We start from the raw sequence: 19,743 nt of genomic DNA on the forward strand, positions 1-19,743 counted from the left end.
AGCCGTTACAATCATCAATTTTTAATATTATTTTTCCGTGAAATATACTTCTTCGTACGGCTGAATCAGTACCCATCCGTTTCCTGAAAACTTCATTTGAAATTCTTCCCCGCTTCCTCTTCCGATAAGGCTTTTGAAAGAAACATTGGTTTTCAGATCCGGGCTTAAGTTTCCGGACCATGCTACAGTAGCATTAGGATCTGTGAAAACAGGATTTTCCGGAGTTACCATAAGAGTTAATGGTTCACCATGAGTCGTTATTGCAATATGTCCGGTTCCGGAAAGTTTTACCTGGAAAAGACCGCCAGCCATCATCCCGGCAACGCTTTTAAGCATAGTGATATCACTTTTTATACTCTGTTCGTGGGCAAGAACATCATTCCCGTTCACACATACCGACTCATTGTTCAGATAAAGGATACGAACTTTCTTTCCGGCATCTGCCACATAAAGTTTACCATTTCCTTCGGCTTTCATCAGTTTGCTTCCTTCGCCGCTGATCGCTTTCTTTAAAAGATTACCGATACCTCCGGCCAGCATTCCCTGTCTTTCGAAGTTGATGCCTCCTACATAACCTACCATACTTCCTCGTTTGGTCCATACAGCCTGATTGTTGAGATTAATTTCCAGCATATGGGGAGTTTCAAGCTCAAAATAATCTCTCTGTTGTGGATTTTCTTTAGTTTCGTTGACGAAAGCTTCCAATGAATATTTGCTCATAGTGTAAATTGTTTTTAAATATTTCCAAAAATAATCTTTTTTTCCCTCATGGATCACCGTAGAATCCCGGTTTTCAATTTGATTTAAATAATACTTGACAAAGGGGTATTGAATGTCGTATATTTGCACTCCGAAATTACACTTGTAATTTGAATAATTTTTAAACCGTAATTTAAAAAAATGAAAACATCAGATTTTAATTTTGATCTTCCTGCGGAATTATTAGCAGAACACCCATCTGAACACAGAGACGAAGCCAAATTAATGGTTCTTAACAGAAAAACACAAACCATTGAGCATAAGCTGTTTAAAGATGTTGTGGATTATTTCGAAGAGAAAGATCTATTCATTTTCAACAATACTAAAGTTTTCCCTGCGCGTCTTTATGGAAATAAGGAAAAAACAGGTGCTAAAATTGAAGTTTTCCTTTTAAGAGAGCTGGATAAAGAAACCAGAGTATGGGATGTTCTTGTAGATCCTGCAAGAAAAATCAGAATCGGTAACAAATTATTCTTTACTGAAGATGAATCTTTGGTAGCTGAAGTGATCGATAATACAACTTCAAGAGGAAGAACATTGAGATTCTTATTCGATGGTTCTTATGACGAATTCAGAACAAAACTGAAGGAATTGGGCGAAACTCCACTTCCAAAATATATTAAAAGAGCAGTAGAGCCGGAAGATGCAGAAAGATACCAGACGATCTATGCAAAAATAGAAGGAGCGGTTGCTGCCCCTACAGCAGGTCTTCACTTCTCCAAGCATCTGATGAAGAAGTTGGAGATCAAAGGAATTGATTTTGCTGAAGTAACACTTCACGTTGGTTTAGGAACTTTTAACCCGATTGAGGTGGAAGATCTTTCCAAGCACAAAATGGAATCTGAAGAAATCATTATCGATGAGAAAAATGCTGACATCATCAATAAAGCGGTAGATGCTCACAGAAGAGTCTGTGCGGTAGGTACTACAACGATGAGAGCATTGGAAACTTCCGTTTCTTCCAACAAAAAGATCTCTGCATTCAACGGTTGGACGAACAAATTCATTTATCCGCCTCACGATTTTGGAGTAGCAAACTCAATGATCACCAACTTCCACACGCCGAAATCAACATTATTGATGATGATTGCTGCATTTGCCGGAAAAGATTTTATCATGCATGCTTATGAAGAAGCCGTAAAAGAAAAGTATAAATTCTATTCTTACGGTGACGCCATGTTAATTCTATAAATTATGTATTAATGTATAATGTACAAAGTATAATGTATTTTTTAGTGGTTTAAAAACTTAAGATAATACATAAGATTATTACTTTGTACATTGTACATCATACTTTTTACAATAATGAAAGATATCCGAGTTTTATCACTAGACCAGCTTAAAGACTATTTTTTGACTTTAGGGGAAAAACCGTTTCGTGCAAAACAGGTTTATGACTGGTTATGGAGTAAAAACCTCCATTCGATTGATGAAATGACGAATCTTTCGAAATCTCTCCGCGAAAAAATTTCCGAAGAGTATACTATCAATCCTGTTTCTGTAGATCAGCTTCAGAGAAGTACGGACGGAACCATCAAAAACGGTGTGAAACTTCATGACGGACTTCTGGTGGAATCTGTTCTTATTCCTACAGAAACAAGAACTACAGCCTGCGTTTCCTCACAGGTGGGATGTTCATTAAACTGTGAATTCTGTGCAACAGCAAGACTCAAAAGAATGAGAAACCTTGAGGTAGCAGAAATTGTGGACCAGGTGGCTCTGATTGACAGTCAAAGCAAAATGTATTTCAACAGACCGCTTTCCAATATCGTTTTCATGGGAATGGGGGAGCCGATGATGAATTACAAAAATGTAGTGGAAGCCATCAGAAAAATCACCCAGCCGGAAGGTCTGGGAATGTCACCAAGAAGAATTACCGTTTCTACATCAGGAATTCCAAAGATGATCAAAATGCTGGCAGATGATGAGCTCCGTGTAAAACTGGCACTTTCGCTTCACTCTGCTATTGAATCCAAACGTAATGAGATCATGCCTTTCTCGGATAAATTTCCGTTGACGGATATTATGGAAGCCCTTCAGTACTGGTACCAGAAAACAGGCTCTGTGATTACTTTTGAATACTGCGTATGGAAAGGAATCAATGATGGGGATGAAGATATCAAAGCTCTGATCAGATACTGTAAACAGGTGCCTTCCAAAGTGAATCTGATCCAATATAACCCTATCGGAGACGGAAAATACGACCAATGCAATAAGCAGGCAGAAGAAAATTATGTACGCCAGCTGGAAAATGCAGGAATTACTGTAATGATCAGAAAAAGCCGCGGTGGAGATATTGATGCGGCCTGTGGGCAGCTTGCCAATAAAACAGTTGATTAAAATTTCCTTAAAAAAGATAAAAATTTCCTTAAAAATTTCCTAAAATCCTACCTTTACATAAACTAATAAGGGATGTTGGATTTCTTTACAGGCGAAGATGGGCTTGAAAATGTCTATGCATGGTCAATTCCGCTTCATGCTACAGTAATTTTAGCAGAAATGATCTACAGCCATATTTCTGAGGCTAAGCTGTATAATGGAAAGGACGTGGTAACGAGTGTCTATCTTGCATTGATGAATTTTGGCCTGGATCTGATCATGAAGGCTTTTGCCATGGGAATCATGTTTTTCTTTTATAATCACAGGCTTTTTACATGGGATTTCACGGTTTGGTACTGGCTCATCTGTTTTACTGTCACAGATTTTGCCTATTATGTGCTGCATTATGTAGATCATCATTCCAGGGCGTTCTGGGCTATTCACATTACCCACCACAATTCAGAGTATTTCAACCTTACCACAGGTTTTAGAAGTCCGGTACTGCAACCGCTGTACAGGTATCTTTACTTTTCTCCGCTTGCTTTTTTAGGCTTTAATCCGTGGCATATTATGGTGGTTTATGCCATAGGGCAGGTGTACGGAACATGGGTGCATACGCAGGCTGTAAAAAAACTGGGAATACTGGAATACATTCTGGTAACCCCTTCCCATCATAGAGTACATCATGCCTGCAACATCAAATATTTGGATAGAAATATGGGCATGTGCCTCATCATCTGGGATAAAATATTCGGAACCTTCGAAAAGGAAGACCCGGATGTACCCGTAAAGTATGGAATCTATCCAAAAATGCCAGACAATAAGCCAGATACCGTTCTTCTTTATGAATGGAGAAAGATCTGGAAAGACATCAGACAGCCGGGACTGAAATTTTCCGATCGGATCAATTATATTTTTAATTCTCCAGGCTGGAGACATGACGGTACGGGAAAAACAGTAAGACAATATCAGAAAGATTATTTAAAAAAACAAACTAAAAAGCTGGAATAAAAGCAAAAAATAAAATCAACCTGATAATTTGTAATAGATACGCTGTCTTTATTTAGCCACAAAAGGCACAAACGTTTTTAACATTTAAATTTATTGAAGCAATAACGCACATCGGCAAAAAACACGCTTAAGTTTTATCTAAATCTTTGATGACCAAAAATCGGCTTGATCTGCGGGAGAAAATTTTTAACCATTAAAGCATTTTTAAGTTGTTAAGAATATTAAGGAGAGTTTCATATTAAAGAGGTGCAATCTGAAAATATGTTAAGTCTTTTCCAGTTTCCTAACAAACCCCTATTTTTGCCTTATGAAAAAGCTCCTTCTTTTTACTGCCCTTATTATTTTTCAATTCTCATTTTCACAGCAGACGGAATTTTTAAAAATTAGAAAATACAGAATCGGTTACTTAGATGATAAAATCAAGGAAACATCAGGGCTGAATATTTTCAATGGAAAACTGTATACGTTCAATGACAGCGGTAATGCTCCGGAACTTTTTGAACTGGATGAAACTTCGGGCAATATCAAAAATACATTCACAATCAATGCTAAAAATAAAGACTGGGAGGCTTTGACTAATGATGGAAAGAACTTTTATATTGGAGACATAGGGAATAACGGAGGAATAAGAAGAGATCTGGAAATCTATAAATTACCTTTTGAAAACGGTGATATAAAGAATGATTCCATTACGAAAATATCATTCTATTATCCGGAACAGACAGAATTCATCCCAAAATACACAGCCAATGATTTTGATGCAGAGGCCATGATCTATCTGGACGGAAAGCTGCACCTGTTTACCAAAGAATGGAAATCAAAATCAACTTCTCATTACATCATTGATCCTCAATTATCTGAAAAGCAGAAAGCAGAAAAAACAGAATCTTACAAAACCAACTTTGTGGTAACCGATGCTGCTTATTTTAACAGAAAGCTTTATCTGGTAGGCTATACCAAAAAAACGGAAGTCTTTCTCAATGTTTTTACAGAAACGGAATCCGGCATGTTTTTTAAAGAAAAACCGAAACATTATTATCTGGGCAGTGCTTTGGCAATAGGACAGATTGAAGGCATTGCTGTTAATGAATCGGGAATTTATATTTCAGGAGAAAAATTCAGGTCTGGATTGGGAAGTGCACAGCCGTCCCTCTATTTTATTCCAAATGAAGAACTCAAAGATTAATTTTGTCCTGAAATTGCGTGAAAACAATTATCTTTGTGAGAATTAATTAGTATTTACCTTTCATTCAACAGATTTTGGCAAACATCGTAGAAGAAATCAAACGACCGATCAATGAGGAAATGAAACTTTTCGAACAGAAGTTTTATGAATCGATGCAGAGCAAAGTGCCTTTATTGGATAAAGTAACCCGTTTTATTGTTACTACTAAAGGAAAGCAGATGCGTCCTATGTTCGTATTCCTTTGCGCAAAGCTGATAGGTGATGTCAATGAAAAAACCTACCGCGGAGCCTCCATGATAGAGTTGATCCATACCGCAACTCTGGTACACGATGATGTGGTGGATGAAAGTTTCAAAAGACGTAATTTCTTTTCCATCAATGCTTTATGGAAAAACAAAATTGCTGTTTTGGTAGGAGATTATCTTTTATCAAAATCCGTATTGCTTTCTACAGACCATAAAGATTACGATCTTTTAGGAGTGATTTCCAGAACAATCCGCGAAATGTCAGAAGGTGAGCTTCTCCAGCTGGAAAAGGCCCGAAAACTGGACATTACAGAAGATGTTTACTATGAAATTATCCGTCAGAAAACAGCTACTCTTATTGCTGCCTGCTGTGAAATTGGGGTTTTATCCAATGATGCGGATGAAACTCTTGCTAAAAAGATGATGAACTTCGGTACGTATACCGGGATGGCTTTCCAGATCAAGGATGACCTTTTCGATTATCTGAGCTCCAACGTCATCGGAAAGCCTGTAGGAATTGATATCAAGGAGCAAAAAATGACCCTTCCTTTGATTCATACTTTAAAAATGGCCAGTGAAAAAGAACGTAAATACTACTTCAATACCATCAAGCGTTACAATAACGATCCGAAACGCGTTAAGGAGCTTATAGACTTTGTCAAAAATTCCGGAGGCATGGATTACGCAATAAAAGTAATGAAAGATTTCCAGCAGAAAGCTAAAGATATCCTGGAAGAATTTCCGGATTCTGAAGCCAGGAGATCATTACACAGTATGCTTGATTACGTAATTGAAAGAAAATTCTAGGTATTTAGAATTAATGATAAAAAAAGGGATGTAGCACTACATCCCTTTTTATTTTTAAGGTTAAATCTTTTGTACCGTAACGTTGGTTACGTTTCCGCTTCCCGTACTTCCGGTTTCAGTAGACAAAACTGTACAGTTTTGATTAGGAGCAGCTGTAAAACGGATCTGGTAGCCTGCCGTTGGTATTACCAGCACAGTGGTATAGTTCATCAGTTCTCCTACTGTTGCAGTGGTTGCTGTTGCATTATAATGGCTTCCTCTTCCCAGATAATTGGCATCCGGATTAGGTCTTACCCCAACCAGTAGCTGAGTTCCGGCTGGAGCACTCGCAAAGCTTGCCTGTAGCGTAACCAGATAATTTCCGGGTTGATTGAAAGTTAATACACCGGTGGTTGTATTGTAAGAATAGAACGGTGAAGTTGCCAAAGGAGAAGAAAACAATAAAGTAGCAATCGTGCTTGATGTCAAATTCTGATTGGCTGCCAGACGGGCATGGAATAATGAATAAGCAGTAAAGTCTATTGTTTTTAATACACCATTTGCATCAGCCACAACAACTCTGTCTGTTCCTCCTACTCCAATATTTGAATTAATGTTTCGGATCCTTGCATTTCCTGAGGCTACATCGAGCTTATCAGTTGGGGTCGTAGTCCCAATACCAACATTAGCAGTACTCGTTACAACAAAATCATTAGCTTGCTGTGCAGCGGAGGGTGTGCCAGATAATGGATTGTCTTTTGCTGCATCAATATGGAAGCTGGCTTGGGGATTGTTTGTGTTTATGCCTACTTGTGCATAGATAATGCTTGACATTAAAAAAACGCCAAGAAGCGAAATAATTTTTTTTTTCATTTGATTTAATTTTTTTTCTTTTGTGTGTTAAAGTTACATAACTTTCCATTTCATTTATCAATTTTTATACCATTATAGAAAGAATAATTAACGATATGATAATTTTGAGTGTTTTAGAAGAAGAATATTACAGATTACATAAAAAAATATCTCTTTTATTTGATTTAATTTATACAACAGCTCCTCTTATTATTTACTATAATAAGAACAAACTAGTGATTTATTTATCAAAAGAAAATGAATTTTTGAAAAATGGAATGATAAGATTATAGATTTAATCAATTATTTTTACAGTCACAATAATAACTGCTAAAACAATACAAAATAAAGCGATTAAAAATAGATAATCCGCAATGGTCTCATATTTATTTTCTTGCTTTTGGCTTTTGGTACGGATCGCCATAAATGAAAAAAAGCAGCTGCAGGAAAATAGCAGGCATGCTATACCGGCAAACTCATCAAGATGTGTATTCCCACTGATTTTAGTGATTTTCAGCGAGGTAATGATAATCAGGGAAAAACCTAAAAGATTGCTGGATGCATTCAGGATGTGAGTTGACTTTTTTTCCATCGTTTACAATTTTTTTACAATATAAAACACAATTCTTTTATTATCAAATTTTTAAAAAAGATTATTGAAAATTAAAATTAATTTAAAAATTGTATATTAGCGGCATACTTGAAGAATAAAAACTTTTATATCTAGCTATGCAGACAACCTATATTGAAACACAGCAAATTTCTTTCCAGGACTTTAAAAACCAGATACTTGAAGACTACAGGTTAGGAAAGATATCACGTGAGATGTCTTATCTTGGAAGAAGAGAAGTGCTAACAGGAAAAGCTAAATTCGGAATTTTTGGGGATGGTAAGGAGCTTCCTCAGCTGGCAATGGCGAAAGTTTTCAGAAATGGCGACTTCCGTTCAGGATATTACAGGGATCAGACTTTTGCATTGGCAGTAGATGCTTTGACGGTTGAAAGTTTTTTCGCACAGTTGTATGCAGATACAAGCGTTGAAAGGGAGCCGGCATCAGCTGGAAGACAGATGAACGGGCACTTTGCCACAAGAAGTTTAAATGAAGACGGAAGCTGGAAAGACCTTACGGCACAAAAAAATATCTCTTCCGATATTTCTCCTACAGCGGGACAGATGCCAAGGCTTTTAGGATTGGCCCAAGCTTCTAAAGTGTATAAAAGTGTAAAATTCGACGGTTCTGAGAAGTTTTCAAAAGGAGGAAATGAAATTGCTTTCGGTACTATTGGAGATGCTTCTACAGCAGAAGGACATTTCTGGGAAACATTGAATGCAGCCTGTGCGCTTCAGGTTCCAATGATTGTTTCTATCTGGGACGACGGGTACGGAATTTCAGTTCCAACCAGAAACCAGAGAGCAAAAGCAGATATTGCTGAAATGCTAAGCGGTTTTCAGAGAAAAGAAGGTGAAAACCAGGGTTGCGAGATCATTCAGGTAAAAGCATGGGATTATCCTTCACTATTGGATGCTTATGCCAGAGCTGAACATTTTGCCAGAACGGAAAGTATTCCGGTTGTAGTTCATGTTATTGAGGTTACTCAGCCTCAGGGGCACTCAACCTCAGGATCTCATGAAAGATATAAAAATGAAGAACGTCTTTCCTGGGAGGCAGATTTTGACGGTATGGTGAAATTCAAAGAATGGATACTGAATTATTCAATCGAAATCGAAGGAAAAGAAGAAATTATTGCTTCAGCAGAAGAATTGGATGCGATAGATGAAGAAGCTAAAAAAATAGTAAAAGCAGGTCAGAAAAATGCCTGGGATAATTACCAGAAAACCATTACAGATTTAGTTCAGTCTGTTCTTCCATTAGTTGAAAACCTTAAAGGTCAGAATGCTGAAATCGAAGGATATATTGCTCAGTTCAATAAATTGGTTTCCAAAGCTAAAAAAGATATTTTCCACCTGACAAGAAAAGCTTTACTGGCTACAAGAGGAACAAATTCTGCAGAAAGAACCCAATTGATGCAGAAGTACAATGAAGTTTTTGAAATAGAAAAAGATAATTATTCTTCCCACTTATATTCCCAGTCTCAGTGGAAAGCTGAAAATGTGAAGGAGGTAAAGCCTGTTTTCTCAGAAAATTCTGAAGAAGTAGACGGAAGAGTAGTGGTAAGAAATAATTTTGATAAAATTTTCGAAAAATATCCTGAAACTTTAGTGTTTGGTGAAGATGCCGGAAATATCGGCGACGTGAATCAGGGATTAGAAGGAATGCAGGAAAAATACGGCGAAGTACGTGTAGCGGATACCGGAATCCGTGAAGCTACCATTCTTGGTCAGGGTATCGGTATGGCAATGAGAGGTCTGAGACCTATTGCTGAAATCCAGTATTTAGATTATATTTTATACTGTTTACAGGGAATGAGTGATGATCTGGCGACGGTTCAGTACAGAACAAAAGGCGGTCAGAAAGCTCCGGTGATTATCAGAACAAGAGGTCACAGACTGGAAGGGGTTTGGCATTCAGGTTCTCCGATGGCGGGAATTCTGAACCTTTCTAAAGGAATCCTGGTATTGGTACCGAGAAACTTAACGAAAGCGGCTGGTTTCTACAATACCATGCTTCAAAGTGATGATCCTGCGGTGATCGTTGAATGTCTGAACGGATACCGATTAAAAGAAAAGCAGCCTGATAACTTAGGTGAATTCACTGTTCCTGTAGGAAAAATTGAAGTGACCAAAGAAGGAAAAGATGTTACATTGGTGACTTACGGTTCTACATGGAGAATTGTAATGGATGCAGCAGAACAATTGGAGAAACTGGGAATCTCTGCGGAAGTTATTGACGTTCAGTCATTAATTCCATTTGATTTAACGAATGAAATTGCAGAAAGCGTGAAGAGAACCAACAGATTGGTCGTGATTGATGAAGATGTGGAAGGAGGTACCTCGGCATTTATTCTTCAACAGATTCTTGAAAAGCAGAAAGCATTCAGATACCTGGATTCAGATCCGTTGACAATTGCAGCCAACGATCACAGACCTGCTTATGCAAGTGACGGAGATTATTTCAGCAAGCCATCTTCAGATGATATGGTAGAAAGAATCTACGCGATGTTTAACGAAACAAATCCTCAGAAATATCCTGCGATATTTTAATTGGGATTTTAGATAAAATTAGGCCGCTTTCAGAACTTCTGGAAGCGGTTTTTTATTTAACACATTGGATTTTAGACTAAATTATCAAACTTTGGCCTCCTTTCTGTTTTCCTTATCCAATAAACTACAGTTTTTTTCAGAATTAAAATTTTCAGTAGTAAATTTCGCCTCCCATTCTTCCAGTAAATACAAAATCGGCAGCAAGGCCAATCCCTTTTCTGTTAAAGAATATTCAACCCTCGGAGGCAGCTCTTTAAACTCTTCACGAATAACCAATCCGTCACTTTCCATCTCTCTTAACTGGTCCGTAAGAACTTTTCTGGAAATCACATTAATTCGTACAGCTAGTTCCCCGAAACGTAGCTTACGGTCTTTAATCACCAAAACAATGATCGGTTTCCACTTGCTTCCTAGCGCAGACATTGCTTTGCCTAGAGGACAGCTATATTTCATCAGTTCATTCTTTACCATGCGTTACTTTTATGTTACTAATGTAAGTTACTGCGAAGTTACCACTATTTTTTTGATAAAAGATACAAAAACGAACTATTATTAGTTACTTTGTGTAACAATTATAAAATATCAATTTAAAAATGAGCACAGAATCATTATTTAAACCGTTTGTTTACAAAAACCTGGAACTTAAAAACAGAATCGTAATGGCTCCTATGACCAGAGCCCAGTCTGATAATGGAGTTCCTACCCAAAATATCGCTGAGTATTACGCAAGAAGAGCTGCTTCAGAAGTTGGATTAATTCTTTCTGAAGGAACCGTGATCAAAAGACCATCCTCAAAAAATATGCAGAACATCCCGGACTTTTACGGGGATGAAGCATTGGCAGGCTGGAAAAATGTGATCAATGCTGTTCATCAGAATGGCGGCAAAATGGGACCGCAGATCTGGCATGTAGGAGATACCAGATCATCTGAAGACTATCCGCTTGCACCTATGGAGAAAGCTTCAACAATGACTTTGGAAGATATTCAGGATACCATTGCACAGTTTGCTGCTTCTGCAAAATCTGCAAAAGATTTAGGTTTTGATGTCGTTGAGGTTCATGGTGCACACGGCTATCTTATTGATCAGTTCTTTTGGGAAGTAACCAATACAAGAACCGATGAATATGGAGGTAAAACAATCAAAGAAAGAAACCGTTTTGCAGTAGATGTGATTAAAGCCATCAGAGCTGCAGTAGGAGAGGATTTTACTATTATTCTCCGTCTTTCACAATGGAAACAACAGGATTACAGCAGCAGATTGAGCAATAACCCAACAGAAATGGAAGAATGGTTACTGCCATTAAAAGAAGCCGGAGTAGATATTTTCCATTGCTCACAGCGCCGTTTCTGGGAACCGGAATTTGAAGGTTCAGATTTAAATTTTGCAGGTTGGGCAAAGAAAATCACAGGTCAGCCAACAATTACTGTAGGTTCTGTAGGACTGAAAGGAGATTTCATGAGTGCTTTCGCAGGGCAGGGAACTGAAAAAACTGACCTGACCGACCTGATCAGAAGACTGGATAATGAAGAATTTGATCTGGTTGCGGTAGGACGTGCCCTTTTACAGGACCCTCAATGGGTTCAGAAAATAAAAACCGGAAATACAGGAGAGCTTCTTGACTTTTCAGCAGAAAGCATGGCGAAATTGTATTAAGATGGCAATAGTGAATGGTCAATTTTGCTTCGCAAGTGAATAGAATTAACAGTTCACTTAATTTCAGCGAAAATAAAAATTGACAGCGAAGCGAATTCACTATTCACCATTCACAAATTATATTTTTCTTTATTTTTATATTAAATTTTTCACCTATTTATTTAAAGAAACCCGCTTTCAGAATTTCTGAAAGCGGGTTTTGATTGTTTTTAATCCGGGCATTCCATAGTATCTGAAATACATTTCCAGTAAGATGGAAAACCATTTTTAGGAGGAATATAGCATGCTGTTGTTCCTGTAGGACAATCAGGTGCATTTCCACCGTTAATTTTCTTTAAATCAGATTTTGTTAATTTTTTTAAATTTTTCATATGGTAATAATTTGTTGGATAATAAAAGTATACTATTTTCACTAAATAGCGAAATAGTATGTAAATAAATATTACCATCCATAAAAAATAACCGCACTCCAATATTTTGGAGCGCGGTTTTAACAGATTTAAATATCTAAAATTACCGTAGTGACCGGTAACAGTGATTGTTGATTATAAACCGATGTTCTTTGTAGGCTTCAGTTGCTTAAGAATACTTTTTGGAACGGCATTCTTGTGTACTAAGATAGCCGTTGATTTGTATTCTACATACGGTCTTGTTACATACAGATAACCCTCAAAATCATTGGTTACACCCCAGGAATTTTTAACCATATAATATTCCTTACCAGTCTGATCTTTTGCCAATCCTACGATATGCATACCGTGGTCATCCGTTGTAGAAAGGTTATTAAGAGATTTCTGACGCATATCCTCTGTAATGGTTTTATCTTTTTTAGGCTCAGTGAACAAAGTCTGCTTGTTTTCAGCAGTAATCTGGCTCAGATCCATGTCCGGAACGTAAGCCACTCCGTTTTTGTAGGAAAAATAAGGTTCGGAAACATCCGTTGCCCATCCCACAGAATATCCTTTGTTCACGGCGTTATCAATAATAGCTGTAAGATCTTTCATCGGAACATTCCAGTCAGAATCATGGCTCCAGTTATCAGGAATCGGAACTACAAATTTTTGGTAATATGGATAATCCTTATAAGAAGAAATCTCGATATAATCTTCAGGGTTAATCCCTACAACTTCTTTAGCGAATGTTTTAGGAGTGTAATTTTTTCCTTCATACGTAAAGTTAGCCGGAACTTTTCCAAGGTATTCATCCAGAATAGCATCTACGGAATCCATCCAGTTATCTGTAAGCTGTGCTTTTGATCCTGCCTGAACAAGACTGTCTAAAACAGGTTTCAGCTTACCCTGCATTTCCTTAAAATTATTAAGGGTCTGCCCCGATTTTAGACCTGTATAAACATCCTGAGGAACAGCACCATATTTTTTGTACATGTTTACCACATCGTGCAGCTCACCACCGTCTCCCCAGCTGATCGCTCCGTTATTCAGTACATATAGTTTAGCTTTATCGTGGTAAGAATTTCTTGCTGTGAAAATTTCAGCAAGGTCTACAGGCTTTTTACCCATTCTCTGCATTTCGGATTCAAGAAAAGAATTTCCTGAGTAGCTCCAGCAGGTTCCTGATGAACCCTGATTCTTTACTGAAGTAGCTCCTACGTCTTTTAACGCTGTGAACTGAAAATTAGCATTTTGAGATTGATTGTTTTTTAATTTGTTGATCAAGTCATCTTGGGCAAACATCATACTTCCTGCAGACAAAACAAAAAGTAATGAGGCAATTTTGGTATTTTTCATTACTATAAAAAGATTATTTATATGAATAGTCGTTCATATTAAAGATTTGTTACAAAGGGAAAAGTTAAATTTGGAAGTGAAAATTTGAATAAAAAGTTCAAAGTAAATAATTAATTTGTCAATCAATTTATTAAGTATTTTGCTTTTATTAAAAAAAGATCTAAATGTTTCCAACCCATTCAACAGTTTATGCATCTATTACAGTATAAAGCCTGACTATGGAAAAAGAATTACTAATAGAATGCCAGCGTAACAGCCGGAGTGCCCAGCGGAAGATCTACGAGAAAATGGCGGGCAGGCTGTATTCAGTCTGCAGACGCTATCTGAAAAATGATGAAGATATTGAAGAAGTATTGGCCGATACTTTTTACAAAATATTCACCAAGATCACCCAGCTTCAGAATCTGGACACCTTTGAAGGATGGGCTAAAAAAATTGCAGTCAATGAATGCCTTCAGAAATTGAGAGCTACCAAAGCTCAATTCGTCTCTATGGATGACGGTTTTGCAGAAACATCCGGAACATTATCAGAAAGCATTTCATTTGAGAAAGATATTCTGAGCCTGCTGAATTTTCTTCCCGAAGGCTGCAGAGCGATTTTCAATCTGTTTGCCATTGAGGGGTATCCCCATAAAGAAATTGCTTCCATGCTCTCGATAAGCGAAGGGACGTCTAAATCCCAGCTCAATTTTGCAAGGAAAAAACTACAGGAACTTTTAGTCAATCAGAACATTTAAACTTTAGGAAAATGGAAAATAATCACGACATAGATAAAAGATTCAATGATGCTTCTAAGCTTTCAGAAGAACCGGCTGTTTTTCAGGGTTTTGATAAAGTTTGGGCGAAGGTTGAAGAAAAATTGGATACAATAGAAGAAAAAAAGAGAATATTACCGGTTTGGTTTCCTTATGGAGTTGCAGCCAGCTTAATTCTTGGTTTGGGAGCACTTTATTTTATCAGCAAAAATGGAACTGTTGAAAATTCAGCCCCTTTAATGGTAGAAAACAGTATTGAAATACATCCTGAAAAAAAGAGCATTTATACAGTAGACAGTACAGTTAAATCGAATATTGAAAAGGAAATTGAAATCTCAAAATCATCACAGAAAGCCCTTTCTGTCGCAAAAGATGAAGCTATTAAAGTCCCGAACAACAAGAGTGAAACCTTAGCTGTTAATAAGAATGAGGAGAGGTATGCTTTAGGAAAAAATGCTTACTCAACAGATGAATATTATATTAAAAAGAAAGAAGCTAATAATGGTACTATTGCACCGGGAAAAGGAGGAAAGTGGAAAGATACTTTACAGACGCAGAATATTGAAGAAGTTGTTGTAACAGAATTTGCGCCTAAAAAAGTACAGGCTTATACCTCAAGTGCTGTTAGTGTACAGTCTAATTATATTGCTTCAAATACTATTCCTCAGGCACTTCAGGGAAGTATAATGGGAGTCCAGATTCAGGCTTATGGAACTAAGCGGAGAAGAAATGATCAGATTGCTAATAAAATGAATGCAATCAATAATGCTTTTTCAGGTAATAATCAAATAAGCATAAGAGGTGCAGCAAGTTTAAAAGGGACACACGAACCATTATTTGTGGTTAACGGTGAAATAGTACAGCGTGATTATTTTAATGCATTGAATCCCAAAAAGATTGAAAGTGTGGAAGTGGTAAAAGGAGCTGGTGCATCAGCATTGTACGGAAGCAGGGGAGCGAACGGAATTATTGTAATAAAGACCAAAAGGCTTTCCAGAAAGGAGAAAAGAAGGATGGAGGAAATACAGAAAACAATCAGCCAATACAAACAGAATGTTTTCGATAATGAAGGCTATGATGCATTTGAAGAAAACTCATTTGAGCTCACCAAAAACCAGCCGCTGTCAACTTTTTCTATTGACGTGGATAATGCATCCTATTCCAATATCAGAAGAATGATCAATAATGGACAAACCGTAGATAAAAACGCGGTAAGGGTTGAAGAAATGATCAATTATTTTAAATACAGCTATCCTCAGCCGAAAAATAACGAGCCGTTTTCCATTAATACAGAATATGGCAATGCACCCTGGAATCCAACCCATAAACTTTTAAAAATAGGTCTTCAGGGAAAGAATATTGCCATGGATAAAGTTCCCGCATCTAATCTCGTATTCCTGATAGATGTTTCTGGATCAATGAATGAACCGAATAAGCTGCCACTCCTGAAATCCTCTTTCAAAGTACTTCTGGACCAGCTCAGGTCTGAAGATAGGGTTGGGATTGTAGTGTATGCTGGAAGTGCAGGTATGGTTCTGCCACCGACTTCTGCCAGAGAGAAAGAAAAAATAGTTCTTGCACTGGACAATCTTCAGGCAGGAGGAAGCACGGCAGGCGGTGCAGGAATTGAGCTTGCTTATAAGCTAGCGCAAGAAAATTTCATTAAAAACGGCAACAACCGGGTAATTATAGCTACAGATGGAGATTTTAACGTTGGTGCTTCTTCCACTTCAGATATTAAAACTTTGATTGAAGAAAAAAGAAAATCCGGAGTTTTTCTGACTTGCCTGGGCTTTGGAATGGGTAATTATAAAGATAATACGCTTGAAACCCTAGCTGATAAAGGAAACGGGAATTATGCTTACATAGACAATCTTCAAGAAGCCAATAAATTCCTGGGAAAAGAATTTGCAGGAAGCATATATACGATTGCAAAAGATGTAAAGATCCAGATTGAGTTTAACCCTAAATATGTGAGTTCCTACCGCCTCATTGGCTATGAAAACAGAAAATTGAGAAATGAAGATTTTACCAATGATAAAATTGATGCCGGGGAATTGGGAAGCGGACATACGGTAACAGCTTTATATGAAGTGATTCCTGCCGGTGTGAAATCTGAGTTTCTGCCTGAAGAGAATAAACTAAGATATAACAAGACTTCTTCTGAGTATTTTAGTGATGAACTGGCAACTATTAAATTCCGTTACAAGAAACCAGACGGAAATACCAGTACAGAAATAGTGCAGACAGTGAAAAATACGGATCATTCTACAAGCCCAGATTTTAAATTTGCAACATCTGTCGCATGGTTTGGATTGGTTTTGAGAGATTCAAAATTAATAAGCAAAAAAGACCTTAATGATATCGAAACACTTGCCAGAGAAGGAAAAAATAAAGATGAAGAAGGGTACAGATCCGAATTTATAAGACTTATTGAGAGTTATAAAGTGATTCCAAAATAATTTAAAAATAATATGCTGAATAACTTCTAGAGGTCGAGAATTGGATTTTAACAAAATTTTAAGGTATTTAACAGAAATTAAATATATTTTGATAATTTCACAGCTACTAAAAAAATATGATGAAAAAAATTAGTACTGCAATAGTAATTCTGGTATTGTTAGGAAGCTGTACCACAAATAAAGTATCTACAGCTGAAAATAATTCTAAACCTTTAAGCATAAGGAAAGATAAAGATCAGGACGGTGTTCCCAATAAATTAGACCAATGTCCTGAAATTGCAGGCCCTGTGGAAAATAATGGATGCCCGTGGCCTGAAACTGATGGTGACGGGGTTTTAGATAAAGACGACGCCTGTCCTACCGCAGCCGGGCCAGCAGAAAATAATGGCTGTCCTTGGCCGGATACCGATGGTGATGGTATATTGGATAAAGATGATGCGTGTCCTACAGTTCCGGGAATGCCTGAATATAATGGCTGCCCGAAGCCTAAAATGCAAACTGCTATGGAAGTCTCATCAGAAAGCATTATTACGGAAAGTTCGTATCGAAGGAAATCTTTTGATACGAATGAGAAAGTTTATAATAAAATAAATTCTGCGGGTAAAAAAGGAACGAAAAAGCAAATAGATTATGATGATGAAGAGTATGCGTCCTTAGTTGAGAATCCTTTTGAATTGACGGTAAGTCAGCCGGTATCTACTTTTTCTATTGATGTTGATAATGCATCCTATTCTAATATCAGAAGAATGATTAATGGTGGAGATAATGTAGATAAAAATGCAGTAAGGGTAGAAGAAATGATGAATTATTTCAGATATGATTATCCTCAGCCTGAAAGTAAAAAACCATTTTCGATCAATACAGAATACAGTGATTCACCCTGGAATCCTGATCATAAACTTTTAAAAATAGGTCTTCAGGGAAAAAATATCCCGCTGGATAATCTTCCTAATTCCAATCTGGTATTTCTTATTGATGTTTCCGGTTCTATGAATGAAGCTAATAAATTACCATTACTGAAATCTTCTCTAAAAGTACTTTTAAATCAATTGAGACCTCAGGATAAAGTGGGGATTGTAGTATATGCAGGAAGTGCAGGAATGGTTTTAGCTCCTACTTCGGCTAAAGAAAAAGATAAGATAATAGAAGCCTTAGATAAGCTTGATGCGGGAGGAAGTACAGCAGGCGGCGCAGGAATAGAACTTGCCTATCAATTGGCACAGGAGAACTTCATAAAAGGAGGAAATAATAGAGTTGTTTTAGCTACAGATGGTGATTTTAACGTTGGAGTATCCTCTTCTGCAGGTCTTGAAACTTTAATTGAAGAAAAAAGAAAATCAGGAGTTTTTCTTACCTGTCTGGGTTACGGAATGGGAAATTACAAGGATAATAGACTGGAAACTTTGGCAGATAAAGGAAATGGTAATTATGCTTATATAGATAATATGCAGGAGGCCAATAAATTTCTGGGAAGGGAATTTGCAGGTAGCATGTTCGCAATTGCAAAAGATGTTAAGATCCAAATTGAGTTTAATCCTGAATATGTAAAATCTTACAGACTAATTGGCTATGAAAATAGAAAACTGAGGAATGAGGATTTTAAAAATGATAAAATTGATGCCGGAGAACTAGGGAGTGGCCATACAGTAACTGCTTTGTATGAGATAATTCCTAAAAATGTTAAATCAGCATTTGCGCCTAAAGAAAGCAAATTAAAATACACAAAAACCTTAAATTCTCAAAATTTCGGAGACGAAATGGCAACAGTTAAATTCCGGTATAAAAAACCGGATGAAGATAAAAGTGTTGAGATTATTCAGGTTGTGAAAAATTCTGATGAGTCTATTACATCTGCAAGTCCTGATTTTAAATTTGCATCATCTGTCGCATGGTTTGGATTGGTTTTGAGAGATTCAAAATTAATAAGCAAAAAAGACCTTAATGATATCGAAATACTTGCCAGAGAAGGAAAAAATAAAGATGAAGAAGGGTACAGATCCGAATTTATAAGATTGGTTGAAACGTATAAAACCATTCAAAAGTAGCTTTAAAACAGACATTATTTTAAATGTCTGTTTTATTTTAAATTTAATTTTCAAAAATTATTGAAAATTCGAAAAATATAATTACATTTGTTATAGAAATTGAAAATGGAAAAACAAATGAAACTTTCAGAAGCAAAAGAAAAGTATATCCAGACTTGGGGAACATTCGCGACAAACTGGGGAATCAACCGTACGATGGCGCAGGTTCATGCATTGCTTTTGGCCACTGGAAAACCGCTTTCCACCGATGAAGTAATGGAACAGTTGGAAATTTCAAGAGGGAATGCCAATATGAATCTCAGGGCTTTGATTGACTGGGGAATTGTAAGAAAAGAATTTATAAAAGGTGACCGTAAAGAATATTTTGTAGCAGAAAAAGATGTTTGGTACCTGTTCAAACAGATTACAAAAGAAAGGAGAAAAAGGGAAATAGAACCTGTCATTGCTTTTCTGGAAGAATTAAAAAACATAGAGGATAATGATTCTCAGGAAGCGAAAGAGTTTGTAAAGCTGATGGATGATTTCAGTTCCGTAACGGGAAAGATCAACAATATTATGGATATGGCAATCAAAAGTGATGATCACTGGCTGGTAGGTAAAATTACTAATCTGTTAAAATAGAAAAGGATACCATCCTTTTTTATTTGAATTTAATTTTCAAAAATTACTGAAAATATAATATTTATAAGATGTTTAATAAGAGATACTTGCAAAATGAAAACACTCATCTTTAAGATCTGGATGTATATCACTTTCAG

17 protein-coding genes are annotated in these 19,743 nt (G+C 36.8%); 11 read left to right on the forward strand and 6 right to left on the reverse strand.

Annotated features, from left to right (window positions below):
• Positions 1-27: 27 nt before the first annotated feature.
• Entirely contained in the window at positions 28-720 is a 693-nt protein-coding gene (locus tag ACTJIV_RS05395; protein ID WP_336378301.1) for an AIM24 family protein, read from the reverse strand.
• Between the two features lie 180 nt (positions 721-900).
• Between ACTJIV_RS05395 and queA the strand changes: the two genes are divergently transcribed.
• The 5 genes from queA to ACTJIV_RS05420 all read left to right on the forward strand — a co-directional run bounded on the left by queA (position 901) and on the right by ACTJIV_RS05420 (position 6,327).
• Positions 901-1,950: a tRNA preQ1(34) S-adenosylmethionine ribosyltransferase-isomerase QueA gene (gene queA / locus ACTJIV_RS05400; protein ID WP_111954523.1), complete on the forward strand. Its 1,050-nt coding sequence runs from the start codon at positions 901-903 to the stop codon at positions 1,948-1,950.
• Positions 1,951-2,064: 114 nt separating this feature from the next.
• Positions 2,065-3,099, forward strand: a complete 1,035-nt coding sequence (gene rlmN / locus ACTJIV_RS05405; RefSeq protein WP_440626127.1) for a 23S rRNA (adenine(2503)-C(2))-methyltransferase RlmN — start codon at positions 2,065-2,067, stop codon at positions 3,097-3,099.
• 72 nt (positions 3,100-3,171) lie between these two features.
• The gene (locus tag ACTJIV_RS05410; protein ID WP_440626129.1) at positions 3,172-4,089 is read left to right on the forward strand and encodes a sterol desaturase family protein; all 918 of its coding nucleotides are present in this window, start codon (positions 3,172-3,174) and stop codon (positions 4,087-4,089) included.
• A 307-nt stretch (positions 4,090-4,396) separates the two neighbouring features.
• Entirely contained in the window at positions 4,397-5,275 is an 879-nt protein-coding gene (locus ACTJIV_RS05415) for a hypothetical protein (protein ID WP_440626131.1), read from the forward strand.
• Positions 5,276-5,349: 74 nt separating this feature from the next.
• Entirely contained in the window at positions 5,350-6,327 is a 978-nt protein-coding gene (locus tag ACTJIV_RS05420) for a polyprenyl synthetase family protein (protein ID WP_111954531.1), read from the forward strand.
• Positions 6,328-6,387: 60 nt separating this feature from the next.
• On the opposite strand, the gene ACTJIV_RS05425 is transcribed toward ACTJIV_RS05420, so the two are convergent.
• Positions 6,388-7,179, reverse strand: coding sequence for a hypothetical protein (locus tag ACTJIV_RS05425; RefSeq protein ID WP_111954533.1), 792 nt, complete (start codon positions 7,177-7,179; stop codon positions 6,388-6,390).
• A 274-nt stretch (positions 7,180-7,453) separates the two neighbouring features.
• Complete coding sequence (locus ACTJIV_RS05430) at positions 7,454-7,750, reverse strand: hypothetical protein (protein WP_111954535.1); 297 nt, start codon at positions 7,748-7,750, stop codon at positions 7,454-7,456.
• Positions 7,751-7,887: 137 nt separating this feature from the next.
• On the opposite strand from ACTJIV_RS05430, the gene ACTJIV_RS05435 reads away from it, so the two are divergent.
• Positions 7,888-10,320: an alpha-ketoacid dehydrogenase subunit alpha/beta gene (locus ACTJIV_RS05435; protein ID WP_440626134.1), complete on the forward strand. Its 2,433-nt coding sequence runs from the start codon at positions 7,888-7,890 to the stop codon at positions 10,318-10,320.
• Positions 10,321-10,404: 84 nt separating this feature from the next.
• Here the strand turns inward: ACTJIV_RS05435 and ACTJIV_RS05440 are convergent, their stop codons facing one another.
• Positions 10,405-10,791 carry a winged helix-turn-helix transcriptional regulator gene (locus ACTJIV_RS05440; protein WP_223559035.1) on the reverse strand — a complete coding sequence of 129 codons (387 nt, stop codon included), beginning with the start codon at positions 10,789-10,791 and terminating at the stop codon, positions 10,405-10,407.
• 122 nt (positions 10,792-10,913) lie between these two features.
• Between ACTJIV_RS05440 and ACTJIV_RS05445 the strand changes: the two genes are divergently transcribed.
• Positions 10,914-11,975 (forward strand): NADH:flavin oxidoreductase, encoded by a 1,062-nt coding sequence (locus ACTJIV_RS05445; protein WP_440626136.1) that lies wholly within the window; start codon positions 10,914-10,916, stop codon positions 11,973-11,975.
• A 209-nt stretch (positions 11,976-12,184) separates the two neighbouring features.
• Here ACTJIV_RS05445 and ACTJIV_RS05450 read toward each other — a convergent pair whose 3' ends face one another.
• Positions 12,185-12,346 carry a bacteriocin-like protein gene (locus ACTJIV_RS05450; RefSeq protein WP_157963356.1) on the reverse strand — a complete coding sequence of 54 codons (162 nt, stop codon included), beginning with the start codon at positions 12,344-12,346 and terminating at the stop codon, positions 12,185-12,187.
• A 174-nt stretch (positions 12,347-12,520) separates the two neighbouring features.
• Positions 12,521-13,723 carry an aminopeptidase C gene (locus ACTJIV_RS05455; RefSeq protein WP_111954545.1) on the reverse strand — a complete coding sequence of 401 codons (1,203 nt, stop codon included), beginning with the start codon at positions 13,721-13,723 and terminating at the stop codon, positions 12,521-12,523.
• Between the two features lie 218 nt (positions 13,724-13,941).
• Between ACTJIV_RS05455 and ACTJIV_RS05460 the strand changes: the two genes are divergently transcribed.
• The 4 genes from ACTJIV_RS05460 to ACTJIV_RS05475 all read left to right on the forward strand — a co-directional run bounded on the left by ACTJIV_RS05460 (position 13,942) and on the right by ACTJIV_RS05475 (position 19,606).
• Positions 13,942-14,460 carry an RNA polymerase sigma factor gene (locus ACTJIV_RS05460; RefSeq protein ID WP_111954547.1) on the forward strand — a complete coding sequence of 173 codons (519 nt, stop codon included), beginning with the start codon at positions 13,942-13,944 and terminating at the stop codon, positions 14,458-14,460.
• Positions 14,461-14,471: 11 nt separating this feature from the next.
• The gene (locus ACTJIV_RS05465) at positions 14,472-16,940 is read left to right on the forward strand and encodes a YfbK domain-containing protein (RefSeq protein WP_440626139.1); all 2,469 of its coding nucleotides are present in this window, start codon (positions 14,472-14,474) and stop codon (positions 16,938-16,940) included.
• A 116-nt stretch (positions 16,941-17,056) separates the two neighbouring features.
• The gene (locus tag ACTJIV_RS05470; protein WP_440626141.1) at positions 17,057-18,985 is read left to right on the forward strand and encodes a vWA domain-containing protein; all 1,929 of its coding nucleotides are present in this window, start codon (positions 17,057-17,059) and stop codon (positions 18,983-18,985) included.
• A gap of 117 nt (positions 18,986-19,102) precedes the next feature.
• Positions 19,103-19,606: a GbsR/MarR family transcriptional regulator gene (locus tag ACTJIV_RS05475; protein WP_111955055.1), complete on the forward strand. Its 504-nt coding sequence runs from the start codon at positions 19,103-19,105 to the stop codon at positions 19,604-19,606.
• Positions 19,607-19,743: the final 137 nt, after the last annotated feature.

This window comes from Chryseobacterium sp. 22532, from assembly GCF_052044665.1.
Lineage (GTDB): Bacteria > Bacteroidota > Bacteroidia > Flavobacteriales > Weeksellaceae > Chryseobacterium > Chryseobacterium lathyri.

Bases quoted from the DNA above. Each gene is read 5' to 3' on its own strand.
- ACTJIV_RS05395 (WP_336378301.1), bottom strand. From the start codon at position 720: ATGAGCAAATATTCATTGGAAGCTTTCGTCAACGAAACTAAAGAAAAT.
- queA (WP_111954523.1), top strand. From the start codon at position 901: ATGAAAACATCAGATTTTAATTTTGATCTTCCTGCGGAATTATTAGCA.
- rlmN (WP_440626127.1), top strand. From the start codon at position 2,065: ATGAAAGATATCCGAGTTTTATCACTAGACCAGCTTAAAGACTATTTT.
- ACTJIV_RS05410 (WP_440626129.1), top strand. From the start codon at position 3,172: ATGTTGGATTTCTTTACAGGCGAAGATGGGCTTGAAAATGTCTATGCA.
- ACTJIV_RS05415 (WP_440626131.1), top strand. From the start codon at position 4,397: ATGAAAAAGCTCCTTCTTTTTACTGCCCTTATTATTTTTCAATTCTCA.
- ACTJIV_RS05425 (WP_111954533.1), bottom strand. From the start codon at position 7,179: ATGAAAAAAAAAATTATTTCGCTTCTTGGCGTTTTTTTAATGTCAAGC.
- ACTJIV_RS05430 (WP_111954535.1), bottom strand. From the start codon at position 7,750: ATGGAAAAAAAGTCAACTCACATCCTGAATGCATCCAGCAATCTTTTA.
- ACTJIV_RS05435 (WP_440626134.1), top strand. From the start codon at position 7,888: ATGCAGACAACCTATATTGAAACACAGCAAATTTCTTTCCAGGACTTT.
- ACTJIV_RS05440 (WP_223559035.1), bottom strand. From the start codon at position 10,791: ATGGTAAAGAATGAACTGATGAAATATAGCTGTCCTCTAGGCAAAGCA.
- ACTJIV_RS05445 (WP_440626136.1), top strand. From the start codon at position 10,914: ATGAGCACAGAATCATTATTTAAACCGTTTGTTTACAAAAACCTGGAA.
- ACTJIV_RS05450 (WP_157963356.1), bottom strand. From the start codon at position 12,346: ATGAAAAATTTAAAAAAATTAACAAAATCTGATTTAAAGAAAATTAAC.
- ACTJIV_RS05455 (WP_111954545.1), bottom strand. From the start codon at position 13,723: ATGAAAAATACCAAAATTGCCTCATTACTTTTTGTTTTGTCTGCAGGA.
- ACTJIV_RS05460 (WP_111954547.1), top strand. From the start codon at position 13,942: ATGGAAAAAGAATTACTAATAGAATGCCAGCGTAACAGCCGGAGTGCC.
- ACTJIV_RS05465 (WP_440626139.1), top strand. From the start codon at position 14,472: ATGGAAAATAATCACGACATAGATAAAAGATTCAATGATGCTTCTAAG.
- ACTJIV_RS05470 (WP_440626141.1), top strand. From the start codon at position 17,057: ATGATGAAAAAAATTAGTACTGCAATAGTAATTCTGGTATTGTTAGGA.
- ACTJIV_RS05475 (WP_111955055.1), top strand. From the start codon at position 19,103: ATGAAACTTTCAGAAGCAAAAGAAAAGTATATCCAGACTTGGGGAACA.